Source organism: Burkholderia crassaminum, from assembly GCF_964265005.1.
Lineage (GTDB): Bacteria > Pseudomonadota > Gammaproteobacteria > Burkholderiales > Burkholderiaceae > Burkholderia.
Window position 1 is genome coordinate 2,304,588 of sequence record NZ_OZ183800.1, and the last position, 19,888, is coordinate 2,324,475.

19 protein-coding genes and 1 tRNA gene are annotated in these 19,888 nt (G+C 67.6%); 11 read left to right on the forward strand and 9 right to left on the reverse strand.

What is annotated here, in order from left to right:
* Position 1: 1 nt before the first annotated feature.
* The 5 genes from ACPTTF_RS27305 to ACPTTF_RS27325 all read right to left on the reverse strand — a co-directional run bounded on the left by ACPTTF_RS27305 (position 2) and on the right by ACPTTF_RS27325 (position 7,216).
* The gene (locus ACPTTF_RS27305; protein WP_423368979.1) at positions 2–1,564 is read right to left on the reverse strand and encodes an FAD-binding oxidoreductase; all 1,563 of its coding nucleotides are present in this window, start codon (positions 1,562–1,564) and stop codon (positions 2–4) included.
* On the reverse strand, positions 1,561–3,240 hold the full coding sequence (locus ACPTTF_RS27310) for an FAD-dependent oxidoreductase (protein WP_423368980.1): 1,680 nt from the start codon (positions 3,238–3,240) through the stop codon (positions 1,561–1,563). The genes ACPTTF_RS27305 and ACPTTF_RS27310 overlap by 4 nt, the downstream gene beginning before the upstream one ends.
* A gap of 18 nt (positions 3,241–3,258) precedes the next feature.
* On the reverse strand, positions 3,259–4,800 hold the full coding sequence (locus ACPTTF_RS27315) for an FGGY family carbohydrate kinase (protein WP_423368981.1): 1,542 nt from the start codon (positions 4,798–4,800) through the stop codon (positions 3,259–3,261).
* Complete coding sequence (locus ACPTTF_RS27320) at positions 4,797–6,260, reverse strand: MFS transporter (protein ID WP_423368982.1); 1,464 nt, start codon at positions 6,258–6,260, stop codon at positions 4,797–4,799. The genes ACPTTF_RS27315 and ACPTTF_RS27320 overlap by 4 nt, the downstream gene beginning before the upstream one ends.
* 239 nt (positions 6,261–6,499) lie before the next feature.
* Positions 6,500–7,216 carry an SDR family oxidoreductase gene (locus ACPTTF_RS27325; protein ID WP_423368983.1) on the reverse strand — a complete coding sequence of 239 codons (717 nt, stop codon included), beginning with the start codon at positions 7,214–7,216 and terminating at the stop codon, positions 6,500–6,502.
* Between the two features lie 133 nt (positions 7,217–7,349).
* On the opposite strand from ACPTTF_RS27325, the gene ACPTTF_RS27330 reads away from it, so the two are divergent.
* Positions 7,350–8,336, forward strand: a complete 987-nt coding sequence (locus ACPTTF_RS27330; protein ID WP_423369889.1) for a LysR family transcriptional regulator — start codon at positions 7,350–7,352, stop codon at positions 8,334–8,336.
* An 8-nt stretch (positions 8,337–8,344) separates the two neighbouring features.
* Here the strand turns inward: ACPTTF_RS27330 and ACPTTF_RS27335 are convergent, their stop codons facing one another.
* Positions 8,345–9,082: an SDR family oxidoreductase gene (locus tag ACPTTF_RS27335; protein WP_423368984.1), complete on the reverse strand. Its 738-nt coding sequence runs from the start codon at positions 9,080–9,082 to the stop codon at positions 8,345–8,347.
* A gap of 103 nt (positions 9,083–9,185) precedes the next feature.
* Here ACPTTF_RS27335 and ACPTTF_RS27340 point away from each other — a divergent pair, with 103 nt between their 5' ends.
* The 3 genes from ACPTTF_RS27340 (at position 9,186) to ACPTTF_RS27350 (ending at position 12,515) form a co-directional block, all read left to right on the forward strand.
* Positions 9,186–10,142: a LysR substrate-binding domain-containing protein gene (locus ACPTTF_RS27340; protein ID WP_423368985.1), complete on the forward strand. Its 957-nt coding sequence runs from the start codon at positions 9,186–9,188 to the stop codon at positions 10,140–10,142.
* A 151-nt stretch (positions 10,143–10,293) separates the two neighbouring features.
* Positions 10,294–11,679, forward strand: coding sequence for a nucleobase:cation symporter-2 family protein (locus ACPTTF_RS27345; RefSeq protein ID WP_423368986.1), 1,386 nt, complete (start codon positions 10,294–10,296; stop codon positions 11,677–11,679).
* A gap of 518 nt (positions 11,680–12,197) precedes the next feature.
* Positions 12,198–12,515 carry a hypothetical protein gene (locus ACPTTF_RS27350; protein WP_423368987.1) on the forward strand — a complete coding sequence of 106 codons (318 nt, stop codon included), beginning with the start codon at positions 12,198–12,200 and terminating at the stop codon, positions 12,513–12,515.
* Positions 12,516–12,606: 91 nt separating this feature from the next.
* Here the strand turns inward: ACPTTF_RS27350 and ACPTTF_RS27355 are convergent, their stop codons facing one another.
* Positions 12,607–12,846, reverse strand: coding sequence for a hypothetical protein (locus ACPTTF_RS27355; protein ID WP_423368988.1), 240 nt, complete (start codon positions 12,844–12,846; stop codon positions 12,607–12,609).
* Positions 12,847–13,155: 309 nt separating this feature from the next.
* Here ACPTTF_RS27355 and ACPTTF_RS27360 point away from each other — a divergent pair, with 309 nt between their 5' ends.
* Positions 13,156–13,560, forward strand: a complete 405-nt coding sequence (locus tag ACPTTF_RS27360; RefSeq protein ID WP_423368989.1) for an NUDIX hydrolase — start codon at positions 13,156–13,158, stop codon at positions 13,558–13,560.
* Positions 13,561–13,629: 69 nt separating this feature from the next.
* On the opposite strand, the gene ACPTTF_RS27365 is transcribed toward ACPTTF_RS27360, so the two are convergent.
* On the reverse strand, positions 13,630–13,842 hold the full coding sequence (locus ACPTTF_RS27365; protein WP_423369890.1) for a hypothetical protein: 213 nt from the start codon (positions 13,840–13,842) through the stop codon (positions 13,630–13,632).
* 418 nt (positions 13,843–14,260) lie between these two features.
* Between ACPTTF_RS27365 and ACPTTF_RS27370 the strand changes: the two genes are divergently transcribed.
* From ACPTTF_RS27370 to ACPTTF_RS27395, 6 genes are all read left to right on the forward strand, one after another.
* Entirely contained in the window at positions 14,261–15,217 is a 957-nt protein-coding gene (locus ACPTTF_RS27370; RefSeq protein ID WP_423391184.1) for an AraC family transcriptional regulator, read from the forward strand.
* Between the two features lie 91 nt (positions 15,218–15,308).
* On the forward strand, positions 15,309–15,875 hold the full coding sequence (locus ACPTTF_RS27375; RefSeq protein WP_423368991.1) for a carboxymuconolactone decarboxylase family protein: 567 nt from the start codon (positions 15,309–15,311) through the stop codon (positions 15,873–15,875).
* Positions 15,872–16,951 (forward strand): acyl-CoA dehydrogenase family protein, encoded by a 1,080-nt coding sequence (locus tag ACPTTF_RS27380; protein ID WP_423368992.1) that lies wholly within the window; start codon positions 15,872–15,874, stop codon positions 16,949–16,951. Before ACPTTF_RS27375 ends, ACPTTF_RS27380 begins: the two co-directional genes overlap by 4 nt.
* The gene (locus tag ACPTTF_RS27385; protein WP_423368993.1) at positions 16,948–17,712 is read left to right on the forward strand and encodes an ABC transporter ATP-binding protein; all 765 of its coding nucleotides are present in this window, start codon (positions 16,948–16,950) and stop codon (positions 17,710–17,712) included. Before ACPTTF_RS27380 ends, ACPTTF_RS27385 begins: the two co-directional genes overlap by 4 nt.
* A gap of 28 nt (positions 17,713–17,740) precedes the next feature.
* The gene (locus tag ACPTTF_RS27390; RefSeq protein WP_423368994.1) at positions 17,741–18,931 is read left to right on the forward strand and encodes an ABC transporter substrate-binding protein; all 1,191 of its coding nucleotides are present in this window, start codon (positions 17,741–17,743) and stop codon (positions 18,929–18,931) included.
* Complete coding sequence (locus ACPTTF_RS27395) at positions 18,903–19,751, forward strand: ABC transporter permease (RefSeq protein WP_423368995.1); 849 nt, start codon at positions 18,903–18,905, stop codon at positions 19,749–19,751. Before ACPTTF_RS27390 ends, ACPTTF_RS27395 begins: the two co-directional genes overlap by 29 nt.
* Before the next feature lie 29 nt (positions 19,752–19,780).
* On the opposite strand, the gene ACPTTF_RS27400 is transcribed toward ACPTTF_RS27395, so the two are convergent.
* Positions 19,781–19,876 (reverse strand) — tRNA-Sec (locus ACPTTF_RS27400).
* Positions 19,877–19,888 lie beyond the last annotated feature (12 nt).

Sequence of the window (19,888 nt, forward strand, 5' to 3'; positions counted from 1 at the left end):
TTTACCGGTCGACGAGCGGGCCCGTCTCGTCGCCGAGGCCGAGCTTGCCGGGGTTGAGGATGTGCTTCGGATCGAGCGCGCGCTTCACCATCTGCAGCACCGGGAACGCCGAGCCCAGCGAATCGCGCATGTACGGCGAACGCAGCAGCCCGACGCCGTGGTGATGACTCAACGTCGCATTGTATTGGATCAGCACCGCGTTCGCTGCGTCCCAGGCGGCGCGGTACCACGCGGCCCGTTCGGCCACCGCCACGTCGCCGCGCAGCGAGAAATACAGGCACGCGCCGTCGGCGTACGCATGCGACTGGTGCGCCGAGCCGGCCAGCGTGCCCGGCACGGCCTGCAGCGCGGCCACCACGTCGCGGTAGATCGCCGCGAGATCGCGCCAGCGGCCGCACATCTCCAGCGTATCGGCGACGAAGCCCGGGCTGCGCTTGAAGCCTTCCGCACTCTTGCCGGTCAGGTAGCGCGTGTCGAGCCACTTCTCGAAGATCGCGTCGCCATCGAGCTTGCGCCCGCCTTCCTCGCCGACGCGTGCGCTGATCGCCATCACCGCGTCGACCATCTCGCGCGCGCCTTCGTCGGCGATCAGCAGCACGTTCGTGTCGGGCAGACCGAACTGCACGCCACTTTCGAGTTCGTCGTAGAGCCGCAGGGCCGCCGGGTTCGCGCCGCGCTGCAGGATTTCGCGGCACGCGTCGAGGCCGGCCGCGAACGTGTCGAAACCGTATGCGATCGCGCGGCCGTAGTCGGGCAGCCGGTGCAGCTTCAGGCGCGCGCGCACGATGATGCCGAGCGTCCCTTCGCTGCCGATGAACAGTTGCTGCAGATCGGGGCCGACCGCCGCGCGCGAATAACCGCCGAGCGTCACCAGGCTGCCGTCCGCGAGCACCACGTCGATCCCGAACACCATGTCCTCGATCTTGCCGTAGCGCGTCGACAGTTGCCCCGCGCCGCGGCAGGCGATCCAGCCGCCCACCGTGCTGATCCCGAACGACGACGGCCAGTGCCCCATCGTCAGCCCGTGCTCGCGCTGCAGCGTTTCCTCGAACACGTCGCCGAACATCCCGGCTTCGACGTCGACGATCTGGCTTTCGGTATCGACGCCGATCAGCCGGTTCAACCCGCACACGTCGAGCACGATGCCGCCGCGCACGGGCAGCGCCGCGCCCGTCACGTTGCTGCGGCCGGCCGACGCCGTCACCGGAATCGTCGCCGCGTGCGCGATGCGCATCACGGCCTGCACCTGCTCGACCGTCGACACGCGCACGACGACCGCATGCGGCGTCGCGGGCCGACCGCCCGTCTCGGCGACCATCGATGCGGCCCACCAGTCGCGCGTCCATGCGACGACGTCGGCCGGCTGCGTGAGCACTTCATCGGCCACCGCGCGCAACGCGTCGACCTGCTGCGCAGACACCGCGACCGGCGCGCGCTGCATGCCCGCTTCGGCGGACGCGCTGCCTGCCGCCGGCAGGTTCAGCGAATAAGGCGGCGGCGTATGCGCGCCGACGACGTAGTTGCCGCGGTTGTAGCCGCGCTTGATGGCTTCCTTGCTGATCATCCGTTTTCTCCCATGAGGATGGCTTTTTCGAGTGCGACGGCGGCGACGTAGTCGCGCACCTGGCTGGCGACGGCCGCATCGGACAAGCCGAGCTCCGCCTTGAGGATGGCGCCGACGCGCGGTGCCGCGCGCGCCGATGCGTCGCGCGCCATCAACCGGGCGCGCGTGCGGCGCGACAGCACGTCGTCGACGCTGCGCGCGAATTCGTGACGGACCGCATAGAGCACTTCCGCTTCGCTGTACGGCAGCCCTTCGACGATCGGCGCGAGCAGCGACGGCGTTTCGTCGGCGAGATCGCCGACGAAACGCGCCTCGGTGCCGTAGCGTTCGCCGAGATGCGCGGCGAGCCCGCCCGACGCGACGATCGCCTGCGGGTCGTAGCCGGCCGCGCCGAGCAGGTATGCCGATTTGGTTTGGCAGCGCGTGCGGCGGCCGAGCAGCCTGCCGACCGTATCGATCGTCTGCTCGGCCATGTGCCGCGACGTCGTCAGCTTGCCGCCGACGATCGTCACGAGCCCGTCCGGCGCGACATGGATCTCGTGATTGCGCTTCATCTCGATCGTCTTGCCGCCCGGCGGCCCGACGAGCGGCCGGCATCCGGCGATGCTGCCGACCACGTCGTCCGCGCTCAGGTCGGCCTTCAGCGCGGAGCGCGCGCCGTCGAGCAGGAAATCGAGTTCCTTGCGCGTGCAGTGCACGTCGTCGAGATCGCCGTCGTAGTCCTCGTCGGTCGTGCCGAGATACGACACGTTGCCCCAGCGCGTGATCGTCGCGCGGCGGTTGCGGCCCGGCACGGGGATCGTCACCGTGCAGTCGTTGCGGATCTTCAGCCACGGGATCGCGACGTGCACGCCCTTCGCGGGCCGCACCTGCAGCGCGGACGTGTCGCCCTTGCGGGCGCCGGTCCAGTCGCGCAGCCATACCCCCGTCGCCATCACGACCACGCGCGCACGCACGCGCCGTTCGCGGCCGTCGGCATGCACGATCGCGCCGTCGACCTTGCCGTGGCCGTCGCGCGTCAGCTCGACCACGCGCGCGTGGTTCGCCACCGCCGCGCCATGGAACGCGGCCGTGCGCACGAGGTTCAGCGTCAGGCGCGCATCGTCGACGCGCGCGTCGAAATACAGGAAGCCGCCCGTCAGGTACGTTTCGTTGAAGGTCGGGCAATGCGACAGCACTTCGGCCTTCGTCAGCTTCTGATGCAGGATCCCCTCGCGCCAGCCGCCGGCGATGTCGTAGGTCCACAGCAGGCTTTCGAAGGCTTTCGCGAGACGCTTGTCGAACACGCCTTCGCGCTCCATGACCGGGAACAGGAACGGCAACCGCTGCACGAGATGGCGCGCGTTGCGCCGCAACCGCTGCCGTTCGAGCAGCGAATGGCGCACGAGCCCGAGATTGCCCTGCTCGATATAGCGCAGCCCGCCGTGCACCATCTTCGACGATTTCGACGACGTGCCCGACGCGAAATCGCTCTTCTCGACGAGCGCGACGCGCAGCCCGCGCAGGCTCGCGTCGAACGCCGCGTACGCGCCCGTCACGCCGCCGCCGACGATCAGTACGTCGAACGTATCCGTCTCGAGTCGCGCCAGGTGCTCGTCGCGATTCACGCGCAACGGCTCGGTGCCGGTCATGCCCGCGCGGTCCGTCTTCGGTTTTCTGGATGGCAAAAACATCATGCTGGTCGTTCTCCGTGCTTACGCGTGAGCGAAATCGGCCGCGTGCGCGAGCTCGGACGCGATCCGCGCGTGCCATGCCGCGCGCCGGCGCTGCCGGCGGTCCACGTCGATCGAGGGTTCGAATACGGCGTCGGTGACGAGCGTCGCGCAGGCCGCGTCGAGCGAATCCCACAGCAGCCCCGATGCGCCCGCGAGAAACGCCGCGCCGCGCAGGCTCGCGCAATCGCCTTCGCGCATCCGGCGCACCGGCACGCCGCTCACGTCGGCCTGGATCTGCAGCAGCGTGTCGCTGCCCGCCAGCCCGCCGCCGACGATCAGCTCCGACACGTCGGCCCGCGCGACAGCCTGGTTGGCCTCCATGCACGATGCGACCGAATGCGCGATGCCTTCGAGCACCGCGTACGCGACGTCGGCCTGCGTCGTCGCGATCGAAATGCCCGACAGCAACGCGCGCGCGTTCGGCTCCATCCTCGGCACGCGCAGGCCGGTGAGCGCCGGTACGAAGGTCACGCCGCGCGACGACTGCACGGTGCCCGCCAGCGCGCTGACCTGCGCGGGATCGTCGAACCAGCGCAGCTTTTCGCAGACCCAGCGCAATGCCGAACCCGTCGTCGCAACGAAGGTTTCGAGCGAGTAATGCGACACGCCGCCGTGCCGCCGCGCGGTCATCGCGAGCGTGCCGTCGTGCGCGTGACCGGGCTGCGCGTGCGCTCCGGTGTCCGGACGCGCCGTCCCGGTCAGCAGGTCGACGAAGCTGCCGGTGCCGTGCACGCACATCGCCTGGCCGCGCTCGACGCAGCCGAGCCCGACCGCACCCGCGAACTGGTCGCCCGCACACGCGAGGATCGGCACGTCGATGCCGAGCACGTCCCGGCGCGTGCGGCCGAACGCGTCGGCGTCTTCGCGCAGCGCGGGCAACAGTTCGCGCGGAAAGCCGAGCGCGTCGAGCCAGGGCTCGAAATAGCGATGCTCGCCGAGCAGATACGCGCTCGCCGAGGTCGCGTGGGTCGGTGTCGTCACGCATTCGCGCGCGTCGGACAGATGCCACATCAGCCACGTGTCGATCGTGCCGAACGCGAGGCATCCTGCACGATGGGCGTCGGCGACCGCCTGCGACGTGCGCATCTGGTGCACGGCCCACAAGTACGGCGAGCGCACGCCCGCCGGCCGGCCGACCTGCGGCACGAGCACGCGATCCCAGTCGGCGGCGAGACGATCGAGCTCGGCTGCATGCCGTGTGTCCTGCCAGACCATCGCGGGCACGAGCGCGCGCCCGGTCCGCGTGTCCCACAGCACGGCGGTCGCGCGCTGCGTCGCGAGCGCCAGCGCGACGATGCGTACACGCTGTTCACGAGCCTGCGCAAGCGTCGCGCGGCAGACCGCGAGCGTCTTGTCGAGGATCGCGTTCGCGTCCTGTTCGACGACGCCCGGCTGCGGGCTCTCGACCGACAGCGGCAAGTATTCGAGGCACGATACGTGCCCGCTCGCGTCGACGATCGCGGCACGCGTGCCGGAGGTGCCTTCGTCGATGGCAAGAATGGCGTTTCGGGAATCGGTCATCGCTGCGTTTTCTCGATGGCGGGGTTCATGAAGGCCGATGCGGTGCGCGCGTCGTCGCCGAAGTGCGGCGCGTCGGGTTCGTTGTCGGGATTGATCGTCGTGCGCGTCGGGTCCCAGCGGATCGCGAAGCAGATCGCGCTTGCAATGCACGGCACGACCGCGAGGATCAGGAACGTATGTTCGAGGCCGTAGCGCGCGCGAAACAGCGGAAAGACCAGCAGGCCCAGCGCCGCGCCGATCGAGCCGAGCGCGCCGACGATGCCGTTCGCGCCCGCGCGCAACTCGCCGCGAAACGACAGCGACGACAGGCTCTTGCCGTTCGCGCCGGGGCCGGCCGAGTGGAACAGGATGAACAGCGACGGCACGACAACCGACAGCCACAGCGGCATGCGCGCATGAAACAGCCCGAGCACGACCAGCATCGCGCAGACCGCCGCGAAGCCGATCGCCGATGCGCGGCGCAGGCCCACACGGCGGCCGACCGTCGACGACGAGAAACCGCCGACGATCCCGAACAGGTTGAACACGAGCGCGCCGAGCGTCGCGTAGACGAAGTCCGTACCGAACAGCGCAGCGCTGATCAGCGGCAGATACCAGCCGATCGCGAAGTATTCGATCGACTGGCCGATCTGCACGGTCGCGGCAAGGATCGTGCGCGGCCGGTAGACGCCGCGAAAGATCAGCAACACGTTCGCGAGGCCGCGCGTGGCCGGATTGACGACGGGTGTGCGCTCATGCGCGGGCGCGGCGGCGAATACCTGCCCGTAGATGCGCGTCATCGCGCGCGCCGCGTCGTCGAGACGCTCCTTGCGTGCGAGCCAGATCGGGCTTTCGACGAGGAACGCGCATTGCAGCGCGAGGATCGCGACGCCGAACACGGCGGTAGCCGCCACCGAGTAGCGCCAGATCGAATCGCCGACCTGCCACGCATGAAACAGCAGCGCGAGCAGCAGGTTCAGGCAGACGGCCGTGTACCACATGCCCTGCCAGGTATTGAGCCGGCTCTTCAGGCGGCCCGGCGTGAACTCCGCGAGCATCGCCATCGCGATCGCGAAGTCGATTCCGTATGCCATCCCGACGAAAAAGCGGCCGGCGAGAATCGTATTGAAATCCGGCGCGAACACGACCAGCAGCGCGCCGATCACCGACAGCAGTTTCGCCGCGATCAGCGGCCGCACGCGCCCCCAGCGGTCGGCCATCCAGCCGCCGATCGGGTTGAACGCGATCGCGACCCACGACGCGAACGACGTCATCCACGCGACCTGCGCGGCCGACAGATGCAATTCGCGCGTCATCGGCCCGAGGCCGGCGCTCAATGCCGAGTTGGAAAATGCGTCGAGAAACAGCCCGCCGAGCGACAGCCACCAGACGAGCCCCGCCCTGCCCGCGATGCCGGGGCGAGAGTCGAGAAAGGAGATGACGTCTTCAATGCCATGAAGCTTGACCGCGATCGTTCGCACAATCGGCCTCCGTATATTTGTTCTGTAAGAGGCTCGACAATGCAGATGCGATCGACGCATGGAGAGACCATCTTACAGATAGTCTCTTATCTAGATCTGCCTGCGCAATTTACGGCGGGCAGCGCGCCTGTGTCAAGCGCGACCGGTTGTGCGATGCAGCGAGCGGCGTGTGGCCGCTCCGCCAGATGGTTGTGTACACAACGTATGTCACGGACACGGCAAACCCTTTCGACGCGGGCTCACCACGGCACCGTCCTGCCCAGATAGTCGAGATACTCGAGCCCCGGGCGCGCCCGCTTGGCGATCAGCACGTCGACGAGGCTCGGCACGCTTTCCTCGATCGTCAGGCGCGCATCGGGCCCGCCCAGCTCGGTGCGGACCCACCCGGGCGCCATCAGCACCATCGCACGCCGCGTCTCGGCCTGGCGCGCCGCGAAGCTGCGCATGAACTGGTTCAGCGCGGCCTTGCTGCCGCGATAGACCTCGCGCATCCCGCTGACGTTGTTCGCGACGCTGCCCTGTCCCGACGACATCGCGCCGATCAGGCCGTCCGCGGTCACGCAATCCTGCAGCGTCTCGATCACGCGCATCGGCGCCAGCGCATTCGTGATCATCACGCGCACGAACTCGTCGGTCGTCACTTCGCCGATCGTTTCGGTCGGCTCGTTCGTCGTTCCCGCATTCACGAACAGCATGTCGAAGCGCCGGCCCGACAGCCGCTCGCGCAGCGCGGCCAGTTGCGCCGGCTCGCAGATGTCGAGCGTCTCGATGTCGAGGCGGCCGGTGAAGCGCTCGGCGAGATCGTGCAGCTTCGTGCGCCCCGATCCTTCCCGCACGGTGCCCGTGACGTTCCAGCCCTGGTTCAGGAATTGCTCGGCCATCGCGAGCCCGAGGCCGCGCGAGGCCGCGACGAGCAGGATCGTGGGTGCGTTTTTACTCGATACAGTCGATTGCATGGTTTCCGCCTTTGCCGGGTGTCGTCATGCCGCCACTATAGGTGCGCATCACGACAGGCGCCAGACGCACCGGATTCAACCTATAGTTGCATCGAACGCCATGTCATATCGTCCGGAGGCGTATCCTGTCGCCATGGAAGACATCGACCTGAACCTCGTCACCGCGCTCGACGTGCTGCTGTCGGAAGGCAGCGTGACCGGCGCCGCGCGCCGGCTTGGCCTGAGCACGTCCGCGATGAGCCGCACGCTGACGCGGCTGCGGATGTCCACCGGCGATCAGCTGCTCGTGCGCGCCGGGCGCAAGCTCGTGCCGACGCCGCACGCAGCCGCATTGCGCGACCGCGTGCACGTCATCGCAAGCGATGCCCGCGCGGTGCTGCGCCCGGCGACAGCCGACGTGGACATGGCGACGCATGCGTCCACGTTCACCCTCCGCGCGGCCGCATCGTTCATGGAAATGCTGTCCGGCCCGGTGGTCGCCGCACTCGGCGAAGTCGCGCCGCAGGTGCGCATCCGTTTCGTCCCCAAGCCCGACCGCGATCCGCAGGCGCTGCGCGACGGCGCCGTCGATCTGGAAATCGGCAAACGCGGCGACGATGCCCCCGAACTGCACACGCGCATGCTGTTTCACGACTGGCACGTCGCGGTGGCACGCGCCGGGCATCCGCTGTTCGCATCGGGCAGGATCACGCCCGCACGCTATGCGGCCTGCGGCCACGTGATCGCGTCGCAGCTCGGCGATTTCGGCGGGCCGGCCGACGATTCGACCGGCGAGGCCGGCTCGGGCCACGCCGTGCGCGTCGTCGTACCGGGCTACCCCGATGCGATGCGTGTCGCGGCCAGCACCGACCTGATCGCGCTCGTGCCGCGCTCCAGCCTCGGCAACGCATTCTCGCCAGGGCTCACGGACGCCCTCGGGCTGCGCAGCTTCGAGATCCCGGTGCGCCTGCCCGAGATCCTCGTTTCCGCGCTGTGGCATCCACGCATGCACGGCGACCCCGTGCATCGCCGCCTGCGCGATGCGGTCATCGCCGTCTGCCAGCGAGCGTATCCGGATGCCCGCACACCGCACACACAGCGCACACCGGCGCGCCGCACCGGCCCGCGCGCCGCAGGCTGACGCGCGGCTCAGACCAGCCGGCCGCCGCCGTCGATGTGCAGGATCTCGCCGTTCATGAAGCCGTTGCCCAGCAGGAACGCGATCGCCTCCCCCACTTCGTCGGCGCGCCCGACACGGCCGCCAGGCAGTACCGCAGCCGCGCCCGCGAGGATCGTGTCGCGCGCGTCCGGGCCGAACGCGTCGTATAGCGGCGTCTCGACGAAGCCGGGCGCGACGACGTTCACGCGAATCGGCTTCAGTTCCAGCGCGAGCGACTGCGCCAGCGCCTCGACGCCGCGCACGGCGGCGGCAATGACGGACGTGCCCTGCGCGGCCGGACGATCCGACAGTTGCCCGCCGGTCAGCACGATCGAGCCGCTCGCGGGCATCAGCGGCAACGCGGCCCGGATCGCGTAGACCGGCCCGGCGATACGCTCCTGCAGCGCGGCGAGCAGGTGATCGGGATCGGTCTCGTTCAGCTTGCCTGCAATGAATTGGCCGGCCGTGACGACCAGGTGATCGACGCGCGTGAGCGTGTCGAAGACGGCCTGCACCGCATGCCGGTCCGCGATGTCGGCCACCGCGACGCGCGCGCCGCCGATCGCTTGCGCGGCGGACTCGAGCTTCGCGCGGGTCCGGCCGACCAACGTGACGCTGGCGCCTTTCGCCTTCGCGGCGGCCGCGGCCTCTAGGCCGATTCCGGAGCTCCCGCCGAATACCACGACGTGCGCACCGTCCAGTGCCGAAGATTGCGTTGCCTCGTTCATGTCGACTCCTCATCAGGGATTGAAGGTTCGCGAACGTTAGGTCATTCTCACTTGCGCAGGAACGTGGGAAACTCGAATAAGGTTCATGCCATAAGGGAATAAGATGGATTCACTGCGATCCATGCGCGTGTTCGTCCGCGCCATCGAGCTCGGCAATTTCTCGGCGGTCGCGCGCGAGGAAGGCACCGGCCAGCCGACGATCAGCAAGATCGTCGCCGCGTTCGAAAAGGAACTGGGCGTTCGCCTGCTCGAACGCTCGACCACGAGCCTCGCGCCCACCGACGAAGGCCGCCGGTTCTACGATCGCTGCAAGCGCGTGATCGACGAATACGCGAGCGCGGTGGCCGAGGTGCGCGGGCAAACGGTTCGGCCGGTCGGCAAGCTGGTCGTCAATGCGCCGCTGGGGCTGGGCGAGCTGAGGCTGAACGCGCTCGTGCTCGAATTCCTCGCCGCATGGCCGGAGATCGAGGTCGAACTGCAATTGACCGACCGCGTGATCGACCTGGTCGAAGAAGGCGTCGATGTCGCCATTCGCCTCGGCCACCTGCTGCCGCCGGATGCCGTGGCGCGCCACATTGCGTCGTCGCCGCGCCTGCTGGTCGCCACGCCGGGGTACGTCGCGCAGGCGCCGAGGCTCCGTCGTCCGGAAGACCTGACGCGGCACGAGTATGTCGGCTATGCACGCGCGGACATCGGCAACGAACTGGCCTTCGCCCGCGGCGACGCGCAGGTCGCCGTTCCGGTGCACGGCCGGTATCGCGTGAACAGCTCGATGGCGCTGCGGGAATGCTTCCTGGCCGGGAACGCGGTGGGCAGCGGGCCGGCGTGGCTCGTTCAGGACCTGATCGACAGCGGGCAGCTCGTCCGGTTGCTGCCGAAATGGGACATGGTGCCCCCGCATGCGCTGCACCTCGTGTATGCGTCGCGCCGGTACCTGCCGCTCCGGACCCGCACTTTCCTGCAGTTCATGGAGCGGCGGATTCCCGAGCTGCCCGGGTTCCATGCGACGACCACCGCGACCGCCACTCCGACCGCGCCCGCATCGCGACAGCCCCGCTGACCGGCGGGCGTCGCGGTCACGGCCGGCCCGGGCGCCGATCCGCCACCGTTTTCCCGATCCGTCGAATCCCCGCTATTGCGGCGCCCCCGGCGGCGGCGGCGGGCCGTTCGGCTAAAATGCCGCACTTTCCACCTTGTCCGGCCCGCTCGCCATGCAACCCGCCTCCTCCGCCCAACCCGCCGCCCACGGCGCCGCCGCCGATCCGGCCCGCGACCTCGTCTACGGCCCGAACGACCGGCCGGCGCCGATGGTCGCTTTCGTCGCCGCGCTTCAGCACCTGCTGGCGATCATCGTGCCGATCGTCACGCCCGGCCTGCTGATCTGCCAGGCGCTCGGCGTGTCCAGCCGCGATACGACCCTGATCGTGTCGATGTCGCTGGTGATTTCCGGCATCGCCACCTTCGTCCAGTGCAAGCGCTTCGGCCCGCTGGGCGCCGGCCTGCTGATCGTCCAGGGCACGAGCTTCAACTTCGTCGGCCCGTTGATCGCCGGCGGCAGCCTGATGGTCAAGCAAGGCACGCCGGTCGAAACCGTGATGGCCGCGATCTTCGGCGTCGTGATTGGCGGGTCGTTCGTCGAAATGGGCGTGTCGCGCATCCTGCCGTTCGTGAAGCGCCTGATCACGCCGCTCGTCACCGGCATCGTCGTGCTGCTGATCGGCCTCACGCTGATCAAGGTCGGCCTCATCAGCATGGGCGGCGGCTTCGGCGCGATGGCCAACGGCACGTTCGCGAGCGCGGAGAACCTGACACTGTCGGGCCTCGTGCTCGGCACCATCATCCTGCTGAATCGCGTGCCGATCGTGTGGGTGCGCAGCACCGCGCTCGTCATCGCGCTCGTGATCGGCTATCTCGCGGCCGCGTTCCTCGGCCGCCTCGACTTCACCGGCATGCATCAGGCCGCGGTGTTCCAGGTCCCGACGCCGCTGCACTTCGGCATCGGCTTCTCGTGGTCGCTGTTCGTGCCGATGCTGATCATCTACCTCGTCACGTCGCTCGAAGCGATCGGCGACGTCACGGCCACCAGCAAGATCTCGAACGAGCCGGTCGAAGGCCCGGTGTGGATGCAACGGATCAAGGGCGGCGTGCTCGTCAACGGCGCGAACTCGCTGCTGGCCGGCGTGTTCAATACGTTCCCGAGCTCGGTGTTCGCGCAGAACAACGGCGTGATCCAGATCACCGGCGTCGCCAGCCGCCATGTCGGCATCTGGATCGCAGGGATGCTCGTGGTGCTGGGCCTGTTCCCGGTCGTCGCCGGCGTGCTGCAGGCCGTGCCGGAACCCGTGCTCGGCGGCGCGGCGATGGTGATGTTCGGCGCGGTGGCCGCATCGGGCATCAACATTCTCGCGGGCGTCCAGCTCGACCGTCGCGCGCTGCTGATCATCGCGGTGTCGCTCGCGCTCGGCCTCGGCGTGTCGCAGGTGCCGGACATCCTCAACAGCCTGCCGCACGCACTGAAGAACGTGCTGGAATCGGGTGTGGCGACGGGCGGCATCTGCGCGCTCGTGATGAACTGGTTCCTGCCGGAAAAGAAGTAAGCACGGAATATGGGGCGACCGCGCGGTGTTTCGGGCACCGCGCCGGTCGCCCCGCGCGCCGGTTCGACCGGGTCGCGCAGCGCCTCCTGTCGGTGGCCATCCGCATCCCCCGAAATAAGATCGGCACCTGAAGGACGACGCGCGTATGATGAACTCGTCCGGGCGTTCGTGAGCCGATCGACTGCCCGCCTGCCCTCTTCCTCTTGCTGCATCGTGCCCGCTTTCGCACGCAGCGTTATGCCTTTCGCTCTACCCCGTCGCGCCACACACTGGCGATACAGGCCGGAAGCACTCGTCCAGCGATTCGTCGCGACCATACGTTCGGAAGCACATGATGCGCGTGCATCGCCCTCGTGGATTCGAAGATGGCCCGCTCGTTTGCGCCATGTGCCTGCGCAGCAGGGCCGTCCCCATGACGACGAAGCCGGCATCGATACGTCATCCATATCGTTTTTCCGGCATGTGGGTGCTCCGGGAAGCCGCCAAACCGGGGCCCTGCCGGACTCAGGAGCAACATCATGATTGATGCCAACCCCAACAGCACCTTTCGGCACCTTCCCCTGACGCCCGAACAGGACGCGGAAATCCGCCACTACATCAGGAAAAAGGAACAACGCGGCGAACCGTGGGACACGCCGGAGCTGGAGACGATGCTCAAGGACATGCTCGATCCTCCCGTCATCGACGATGAGGAGCCTGACACCGACGTCGAAGAAACGAAACTGGCCTGCGAGTACGCATTGGCCTCGATCGACGACTCCATGGACCCGGTTTCCGCCAGTGAGGAACGAAACGCGGCCATGGAAGCCGAGGAGATGAAGCACGCCCGACGGTAGTGCGCGTCCGGCCCCGGAGCTCGACCCTGCCGATCTCGGGGGCGTCCTGTCGTGCCTTCAGACGTCGAGCAGACGACCGCCCGGAAGGTGCTCAGTGCGCCCATGACTGGCCACGCCGCTCGATCGAGGCCACCACGGTATTCAGCACATGGCGAACGACGTCCTCATCCGTCATGCCCGCATCGAGGGTCTGACGAACCTTCATGACCTGGGGCTGACGGGAACCGTCGTCATTGTCCATCACGAAAATACGCGCCGTTCCGGTATCGGTCAGCAGAGCTACCTGTATGGTCTTGCCGTAAATGACCGTTTGCATGCTCAAGGTAGTCATCGCTGTGTCCGGTCTCATATCGGGGCCTCCAGCATGCGCCCCGACAGCCGAGCGAATCCGCCTGAAAACGGTCCATTTCCAGCCGATTCGCGGGTAATTCGGACGCTGCGAACAACTTTGACTTATCGGCGCCCTTGCAGGGCGATCGCGCGAACCGGCTTTGCATTCATTCCCGACAGTTCATGATGTGCGCCTGCGTCACCGTGGACCTCACCCGCTTTCGCATGATCGGGCGGTTCCGGCCGATGTCGCCTTGGCACCGGGGTCCGCACTGGCTAGAATCTCGCCAGTATCCACGCCCGTGATCCCATGAGTTCCCCACAATCGACCGAAGTACCCATCAAAGAACGGGCGACGATCGTCTGCTACCGCGACGGCCAGGTGCTGCTCGTCGCGCGCGCGTCGTCACGCTGGGCCCTTCCCGGCGGCACGATCAAGCGCGGGGAAGCGCCGCTCGAAGCCGCGCATCGCGAGTTGTGCGAAGAAACCGGGATGACCGGCCTGCATCTCGTCTACTCGATGCAATTCACCGGGCTCGCGAAGGCTCATTACGTGTTCTTCGCGGAAGTCGGCCCCGACCAGATACCGCAGGCGAACAACGAGATCGAGCAATGCAGGTGGTTTCCCGTCGACGGTGTCGACGCGTTGCGCGCGAGCATCCCGACGAAGCGAATCGTCGAGCTCGTCTATAACCACGAAATCCGCCACGCGTAGCGCGCCGCGCACGAGCGTACTCGCGCGCCATCGGCCCGCTCATGTCGGTTGTCGTGGATGCGCGAACGCTCAGTGCGCGCGCTGTCTTCGTAATTCGCGCGCGGAATAGACGACGAGGAAAATGCCCAGCATCGTGGCACCGGACGCCATGAAGTCGTTTGCGCTTCCCGAGCTGTGCAAGGACGTCGGGAAGATGCCGAGACTCAATCCCGTAGCGGCAAGAAGCAATCCTGCGGCCACGCCCCAGATCGGTCCGGTGGTTCTTTCGGTTATTTTTTTCATACAGCACCCGTCTACAGTCATGACCTGATCGGTATCGGCGAAAGGCGCCGCGTCTACCTTCAGTCGTTCCACTATAGCCCGGAAAAAATCATTGAAGTTTTAGTGCTTCTACCGATCAAGTTTTATGGATTACGGCCGCCGGGCGGGCCGGCTTTCGTGAAAGGGGCGATGCCGCTCCGGATTGCAGTATCGGTGTCCAAGGGGACGCGCCCGGTATCGCCGACGTCGGCATACCCATCCGCGAGCGGCCGGAATGATTCGGCAATCCCGCTCGGCCGAGCCGACGCCGGCCACCGAAGAACGCATATGCCGCACACCCATATGCTTTCCACGATCGCTTGTTTTACCGCGCAACGCCGCGGCGCTAAGCTCGGCATCCGCCGTCGACTTCCCAATGGCTTCGCCGCCTTCGCCCACCATGCCGAACTCCGCCGAACAGGCCGCCGACTGGCTGCTCTCCGGACTCGAACTGCGCAGCACGCTGTTTCACGTGGGCCGGTATTGCGGCGTCTATCGCGCATCGACGGCCGGCCATCAGCGCGCGAGCTTTCACCTCGTGCTCGAAGGCGCATGCTGGCTGCACCTGCCCGCCTGGAACGGCCGTGCCGCCCAAAGCACGCGCCTCGTCGCCGGCGACGCGGTCTTCCTGATGCACGACATGACGCATTGCCTGACGCCCGACGCGATTGCGCCGTCCGATGACGAATACACGGTACGGATCGGCGCAATGACGCCGCTCGCCGCGCCCGCGTCGTCACAGGACGGCGTCGCACTGGCATGCGGTTTCTTCGAGTTCCGTTCCGATCTCGGCGACGCGATCGCCGGCCTTCTGCCCGATCACCTCCTGGCGCGTCACGACGACGCGAAGCTGGCGGGCGCGCGCACGCTGTTCGACCTGATCCGCACCGAAGCGGCGCGTGCGCAGGACGCACCGTCGCCACTCGTCAATCGTCTGACGGATGCGCTGTTCCTCTATGCATTGCGTGCCGTCGCGAGCAGTGACGATTTTGCGCCGGGCCTGTGGTCGGTCATGCGGCGCGCCGAATTTACGCCGCTCGTCGGCGCGATCATCGAGAAACCCGGCGACGACTGGACCACGCACACGATGGCCGCGTTTTGCCACATGTCCCGCGCGCGCTTCTGCAAGCAGTTCGCGCAGGCATGCGGGCAGCCGCCTGCGCAGTTCCTTGCGCTGCTGCGCATGAAGGTCGCGGCCGAGATGTTGCGGCACGGGGCATCGACGCTCAGCACGGCCGAGCACGTCGGCTATCAGTCGGAATCCGCCTTTGCGCAGGCATTCAAGCGCGTCACCGGCCTGCCGCCCGGCACCTGCCGCCGCGCCCCGGAGCGCACCGGCGCGCCGCCCGTGCATTGACGCGAGACAAACGCGCATGAAACAGAGACGGCCGCGCATTGCCGGCTCGACCGGCGCCGCCAACAATGATGGCTTTCCGATCGAGGATGCCATGAGCCGCCTGCCCCTCCAAACCGTCGAAAGCGCGCCCGAAGCCAGCCGCCCGTTTCTCCAGAAGTCGCAGGCCGCCAACGGCTTCCTGCCGAATCTCGTCGCCGCGCTCGCCAATGCACCGGTTGCGCTCGAAACGTACCTGACCGTCGGCGAAATCAATTCGCGCAGCGGCCTTACGCTGGCCGAGCGCGAAGTCGTGCAGATCACCGCCGCCGCCATTCATGGCTGCGGCTTTTGCGTGGCCGGCCATACGGCCGTCGCGCTGAAGAAGGCGCAATTGCCCGCTGCGCTCGTCGACGAAATCCGCGCCCAGCACACGCTGTCCGACGCGCGCCTGAACGCGGTCGCCACGTTCACGCGCGACGTGATCGCGACGCGCGGCGCCGTGTCCGACGAAGCACTCGAAGCGTTCAAGGCCGCCGGCTACAGTGATGCCGGCGCGCTCGAAGTGATACTTGGCGTGAGCCTAGCGACGCTTTGCAACTTCGCGAACAACCTGGCGCGCAACGAACTGAATCCGCAGCTCGAAGCGTATCGCTGGGAGCCTGCGGCGCGCGCCGCATGACCGCGCCGGCGAGCTTCGATGCGCTCGACGCATGGCTCGAAGCGAATGCCGACGCGCTCGACGCCGACCCGTCGCGCGCGGCAGAGATCCTGCCGCAGTTGGTGCGCTCGCGCACGGTCGCCGTCGGTGTGCCGGAGGCAATGGGCGGGATGGGCGGCACGATCGCGAACGCGATCGACACGGTGGCCGCCGTCGCGCAACGGTCATTGACGGCCGCGTTCGTGCTGTGGGGACATCGCACCTTCATCGAATACGTACTGCAGAGCGACAACGACGCGTTGCGTGCGCGCTGGCTGGCGCCGCTGCTCGACGGCGAAGTTGCGGGCGCCACGGGGCTTTCGAACGCGATGAAGTATCTGTCCGACATCGAGCCGTTGCAGATGCATGCGGCCCGCAACGGCAATGCGTTCGTGCTGAACGGCAGCCTGCCGTGGATCACGAACCTGCGGCGCGAAGGTTTCATCGCCGCGGCCGCGTTCGATCACGACGACGGCACACCGCCGTCCGTCTTCGCGATTCCGCACGACGCGCGCGGCGTCGAGCGCAGCGACGATCTCGACCTGATCGGCCTGCGCGCGAGCAATACGGCTGCGCTGCGTGTGAGCGATACTGTCCTCGACGAAACGTACCGCCTCGCGGCCGACGCACCGGCCTGGCTCGCACGCGTGCGCCCGGCGTTTCTCGGCCTGCAATGCGGGATGTCGATCGGGCTCGCGCGGCGCGCGTTGCTGGCCACGCTGGATGCAAGCGAGCCGTCGCGCGCGTCGATCGGCGCGGAAATTCGCGAACTCGAAACGACGCTCGCCGATCAGGCCGCGCAACTGAAGCAAGGCGTGCTTGACGGCACCTTCTTCGACGCACCTGCGGCGATGTTCGAACTGCGCATCGCGCTCGTCGATACCGTTTCGCAGGCCGTCTCGCTCGAAGTGCAGGCCACCGGTGGGCGCGGTTATCTGCACGGCCAGAGCGGCAGCGCGCGGCGCGTGCGCGAAGCGTCGTTCATCCCGATCGTGACGCCGAGCCTCGTGCAGCTGAAATCGCAACTCGCGCGGCATCGACGGGCGGCGGCAGCATGACGCAAGGCGCGCATCTCGTCGCGAGCGGCGTCACGTTGCGGTATGGATCGCGCAACGTGCTGAACGGCGTCGACCTGTCGGTCGCGCCCGGCGAACTCGTTGCGCTGCTCGGGCCGAGCGGATGCGGGAAGTCGTCGCTGTTGCGGGCCATCGCCGGCCTGACGCGAACCGCATCCGGCACGATTCACGTCGATGGCGAGCCGGTCGACGGCCCGCGCCCCGAGGTCGCCCTCGCGTTTCAGGATCCGTGCCTGCTGCCGTGGCTCACGGTCGAGCGCAACGTGGGGTTCGGGCTGACCTTCGCGCGTCAGCCGCACCTGACACGCGCGAACCGCAAGGAACGCGTGACGAACGCACTGGCCGCCGTCGGGCTCGACCATGCGCGGCACGCGCTGCCGTCGCAGCTGTCAGGCGGCATGGCCCAGCGCGCGGCGCTGGCGCGCTGCCTGGCGCGGGCGCCGCGCGCGCTGCTGCTCGACGAACCGTTCGGCGCGCTCGACGAAGTGACCCGCGCCGACATGCAGCAGCTCCTGATTGCCGCGGTGAGAAACACCGGTGCGTCGGCGCTTCTCGTCACGCACGATATCGACGAAGCGCTGCTCGTCGCCGATCGGATCGTGCTGCTCGGCAAGCGCGGCACGCTGGTCGGACGCTGGGCCGTCGAACTGCCGCAGCCGCGGCACACGCAGGTGCGCTCGCTCGGCGAGCTGCGCATCTCCATTCTTCAAGCGCTGCAGAACTCGATATCAGCAGCAGCCTGAATCCGGCCGATACCAGCGGGGAATCCTCATGTGCAACGTACCGATGTCACGACGCGAATGGCTGAAGCTCGCGTCGCTCTTTACCGTCGCGGGCGCGGCGCCGCTGTTGAAAGCATCCGATGCGCGCGCGGCAGCCGATCCGAATGCGCCCGTGCGCATCGGCTATCTGCCGATCACCGATGCGGCGCCGCTGCTCGTCGCACATAACAACGGCTACTTCGACGCGGCCGGCATCCAGGCGGAGAAGCCGACGCTGCTGCGAAGCTGGGCGCAGCTGGTCGAGGCCTTTCTGTCGGGACAGGTCAACGTCGTGCATCTGCTGTCGCCGATGACCGTGTGGGCGCGCTACGGCAGCAAGGCACCCGCGAAGGTCGTCGCATGGAATCACGTGAACGGCTCGGCGCTGACGGTTGCGCACGACGTGAACACCGTGGCGGACCTCGGCGGCAAGACGGTTGCCGTGCCGTTCTGGTATTCCGTGCACAACGTCGTGCTGCAGGACATGCTGCGCGCGCAGGGTCTCGCGCCCGTGCTCAAGCAGTCGGGGCAGCCGGGGCCGAAGGAAGTCAACCTGGTCGTGATGGCGCCGTCCGACATGCCGCCCGCGCTCGCGTCGAACAAGATCGCGGGATACATCGTCGCCGAGCCGTTCAATGCGGCGGCCGAGCAATTGAACATCGGCAAGATTCTCCGCTTTACGGGCGACGTGTGGCGCAACCACGCGTGCTGCGTGATATTCATGCACGAGCAGGACCTGACGCAACGCGCGGCGTGGTCGCAGAAGGTCGTCGATGCGATCGTCAACGCGCAATTGTGGACGCGCACCCATCCGCAAGAGGCGGCCAAACTGCTGTCGAAGGAAGGCCCGAACCGCTACACGCCGCACGCGTCGCAACTGCTCGCACGCGTGCTCGCGCCGCAAGCGGCCGATCAGGGGCGCTATCTCGGCGATCGCGCGATCCAGCACGCGAACTGGGGCGTGAAGCGCATCGACTTCCAGCCGTATCCGTATCCGAGCTATACGGAAGAACTCGTGCGCCGGTTGAAAACGACCCAGGTGGAAGGCGCGAGCCAGTTCCTCGCGTCGCTCGATCCGAAACGGGTCGCCGGCGATCTGGTCGACGACCGGTTCGTGAGGAAGAGCATCGAAGCGCTGGGCGGCATGTCGGCGTTCGGCCAGGATGGCGGCTATGCACGCAAGGAGACGATCGTTGTCTAGCTTGCTTGTACGGGAAACGTCGTCATCGTCGCGGCGTCCGGTGCCCGCGTCCACGCATTGGCGCAGCATCGTGCTGGGCGGTGCCGGACTGGCGGCCGCCCTGGCGCTGTGGTGGCTCGCCGTCACGCTGCTCGCGGGCCACAATGCGATGGCCGCGCAGTTCGCACCGCAGCGTGCGTTCGAAGCGCTGTCGTCGCTCGTCGCCGAGGATCAGCTGCTCGTGCATGTGGCGACCAGCCTCAAGCGCATCGCCGTCGGGCTGGCGTGGGCGCTGGTGGTCGGCGTACCGTTGGGATTCGCGATCGGCCGTCTGCGCTGGCTCGAACAGACGCTCTCGCCGACGCTGCAGTTTCTCCGCATGATCTCGCCGCTGTCGTGGATGCCGCTGGCGGTGATGTCACTCGGCGTCGGCGATCGCGCGGTGTATTTCCTGCTCGCGTTCGCCGCGGTCTGGCCGTTGGTGATGAGCACCGCATCGGGCGTCGCGCATCTCGACCGGCGCTGGATCCAGCTTGGCGAAAGCCTTGCCGCCACGCGCGCGGAAATGCTCTGGCACATCTACGTGCCGGGTATCGCCGCGCATGTGCTTACGGGCGTGCGCCTCGCGATCGGCATCTTGTGGATCGTGCTGGTCCCGGCGGAAATGCTCGGTGTGAGCGCGGGGCTCGGCTATCTGATTCTCGACACGCGCGACCGGCTCGCGTATTCGGAGCTGACGGCCGTGATCCTCGTGATCGGCGTGCTCGGTTTCCTGCTCGATCTGGCCGCGCGCGCGGTCGCGGCCCGGTTGTCGAGCGATATGTCGGGGGGCGATCGGTAGAAGTCCGGAATGCGGGGGGAAGCCTTGAGTGGCGGAAGGCAGCAGGAGTCGAACCTACCCGGGAGTGTCTGACACCCCCAACTGGATTTGAAGTCCAGCCGTACCACCGGATACGAATGCCTTCCGTGGCGAAAAGA

What these genes read in the sequence shown, in the direction of transcription:
- ACPTTF_RS27360 (WP_423368989.1), top strand. Translation starts at nt 13,156, where the DNA reads ATGAGTTCCCCACAATCGACCGAAGTACCCATCAAAGAACGGGCGACG.
- ACPTTF_RS27390 (WP_423368994.1), top strand. Translation starts at nt 17,741, where the DNA reads ATGTGCAACGTACCGATGTCACGACGCGAATGGCTGAAGCTCGCGTCG.
- ACPTTF_RS27365 (WP_423369890.1), bottom strand. Translation starts at nt 13,842, where the DNA reads ATGAAAAAAATAACCGAAAGAACCACCGGACCGATCTGGGGCGTGGCC.
- ACPTTF_RS27355 (WP_423368988.1), bottom strand. Translation starts at nt 12,846, where the DNA reads ATGACTACCTTGAGCATGCAAACGGTCATTTACGGCAAGACCATACAG.
- ACPTTF_RS27305 (WP_423368979.1), bottom strand. Translation starts at nt 1,564, where the DNA reads ATGATCAGCAAGGAAGCCATCAAGCGCGGCTACAACCGCGGCAACTAC.
- ACPTTF_RS27340 (WP_423368985.1), top strand. Translation starts at nt 9,186, where the DNA reads ATGGATTCACTGCGATCCATGCGCGTGTTCGTCCGCGCCATCGAGCTC.
- ACPTTF_RS27310 (WP_423368980.1), bottom strand. Translation starts at nt 3,240, where the DNA reads ATGATGTTTTTGCCATCCAGAAAACCGAAGACGGACCGCGCGGGCATG.
- ACPTTF_RS27325 (WP_423368983.1), bottom strand. Translation starts at nt 7,216, where the DNA reads ATGCAATCGACTGTATCGAGTAAAAACGCACCCACGATCCTGCTCGTC.
- ACPTTF_RS27350 (WP_423368987.1), top strand. Translation starts at nt 12,198, where the DNA reads ATGATTGATGCCAACCCCAACAGCACCTTTCGGCACCTTCCCCTGACG.
- ACPTTF_RS27375 (WP_423368991.1), top strand. Translation starts at nt 15,309, where the DNA reads ATGAGCCGCCTGCCCCTCCAAACCGTCGAAAGCGCGCCCGAAGCCAGC.
- ACPTTF_RS27335 (WP_423368984.1), bottom strand. Translation starts at nt 9,082, where the DNA reads ATGAACGAGGCAACGCAATCTTCGGCACTGGACGGTGCGCACGTCGTG.
- ACPTTF_RS27315 (WP_423368981.1), bottom strand. Translation starts at nt 4,800, where the DNA reads ATGACCGATTCCCGAAACGCCATTCTTGCCATCGACGAAGGCACCTCC.
- ACPTTF_RS27330 (WP_423369889.1), top strand. Translation starts at nt 7,350, where the DNA reads ATGGAAGACATCGACCTGAACCTCGTCACCGCGCTCGACGTGCTGCTG.
- ACPTTF_RS27395 (WP_423368995.1), top strand. Translation starts at nt 18,903, where the DNA reads ATGCACGCAAGGAGACGATCGTTGTCTAGCTTGCTTGTACGGGAAACG.
- ACPTTF_RS27385 (WP_423368993.1), top strand. Translation starts at nt 16,948, where the DNA reads ATGACGCAAGGCGCGCATCTCGTCGCGAGCGGCGTCACGTTGCGGTAT.
- ACPTTF_RS27370 (WP_423391184.1), top strand. Translation starts at nt 14,261, where the DNA reads ATGCCGAACTCCGCCGAACAGGCCGCCGACTGGCTGCTCTCCGGACTC.
- ACPTTF_RS27345 (WP_423368986.1), top strand. Translation starts at nt 10,294, where the DNA reads ATGCAACCCGCCTCCTCCGCCCAACCCGCCGCCCACGGCGCCGCCGCC.
- ACPTTF_RS27380 (WP_423368992.1), top strand. Translation starts at nt 15,872, where the DNA reads ATGACCGCGCCGGCGAGCTTCGATGCGCTCGACGCATGGCTCGAAGCG.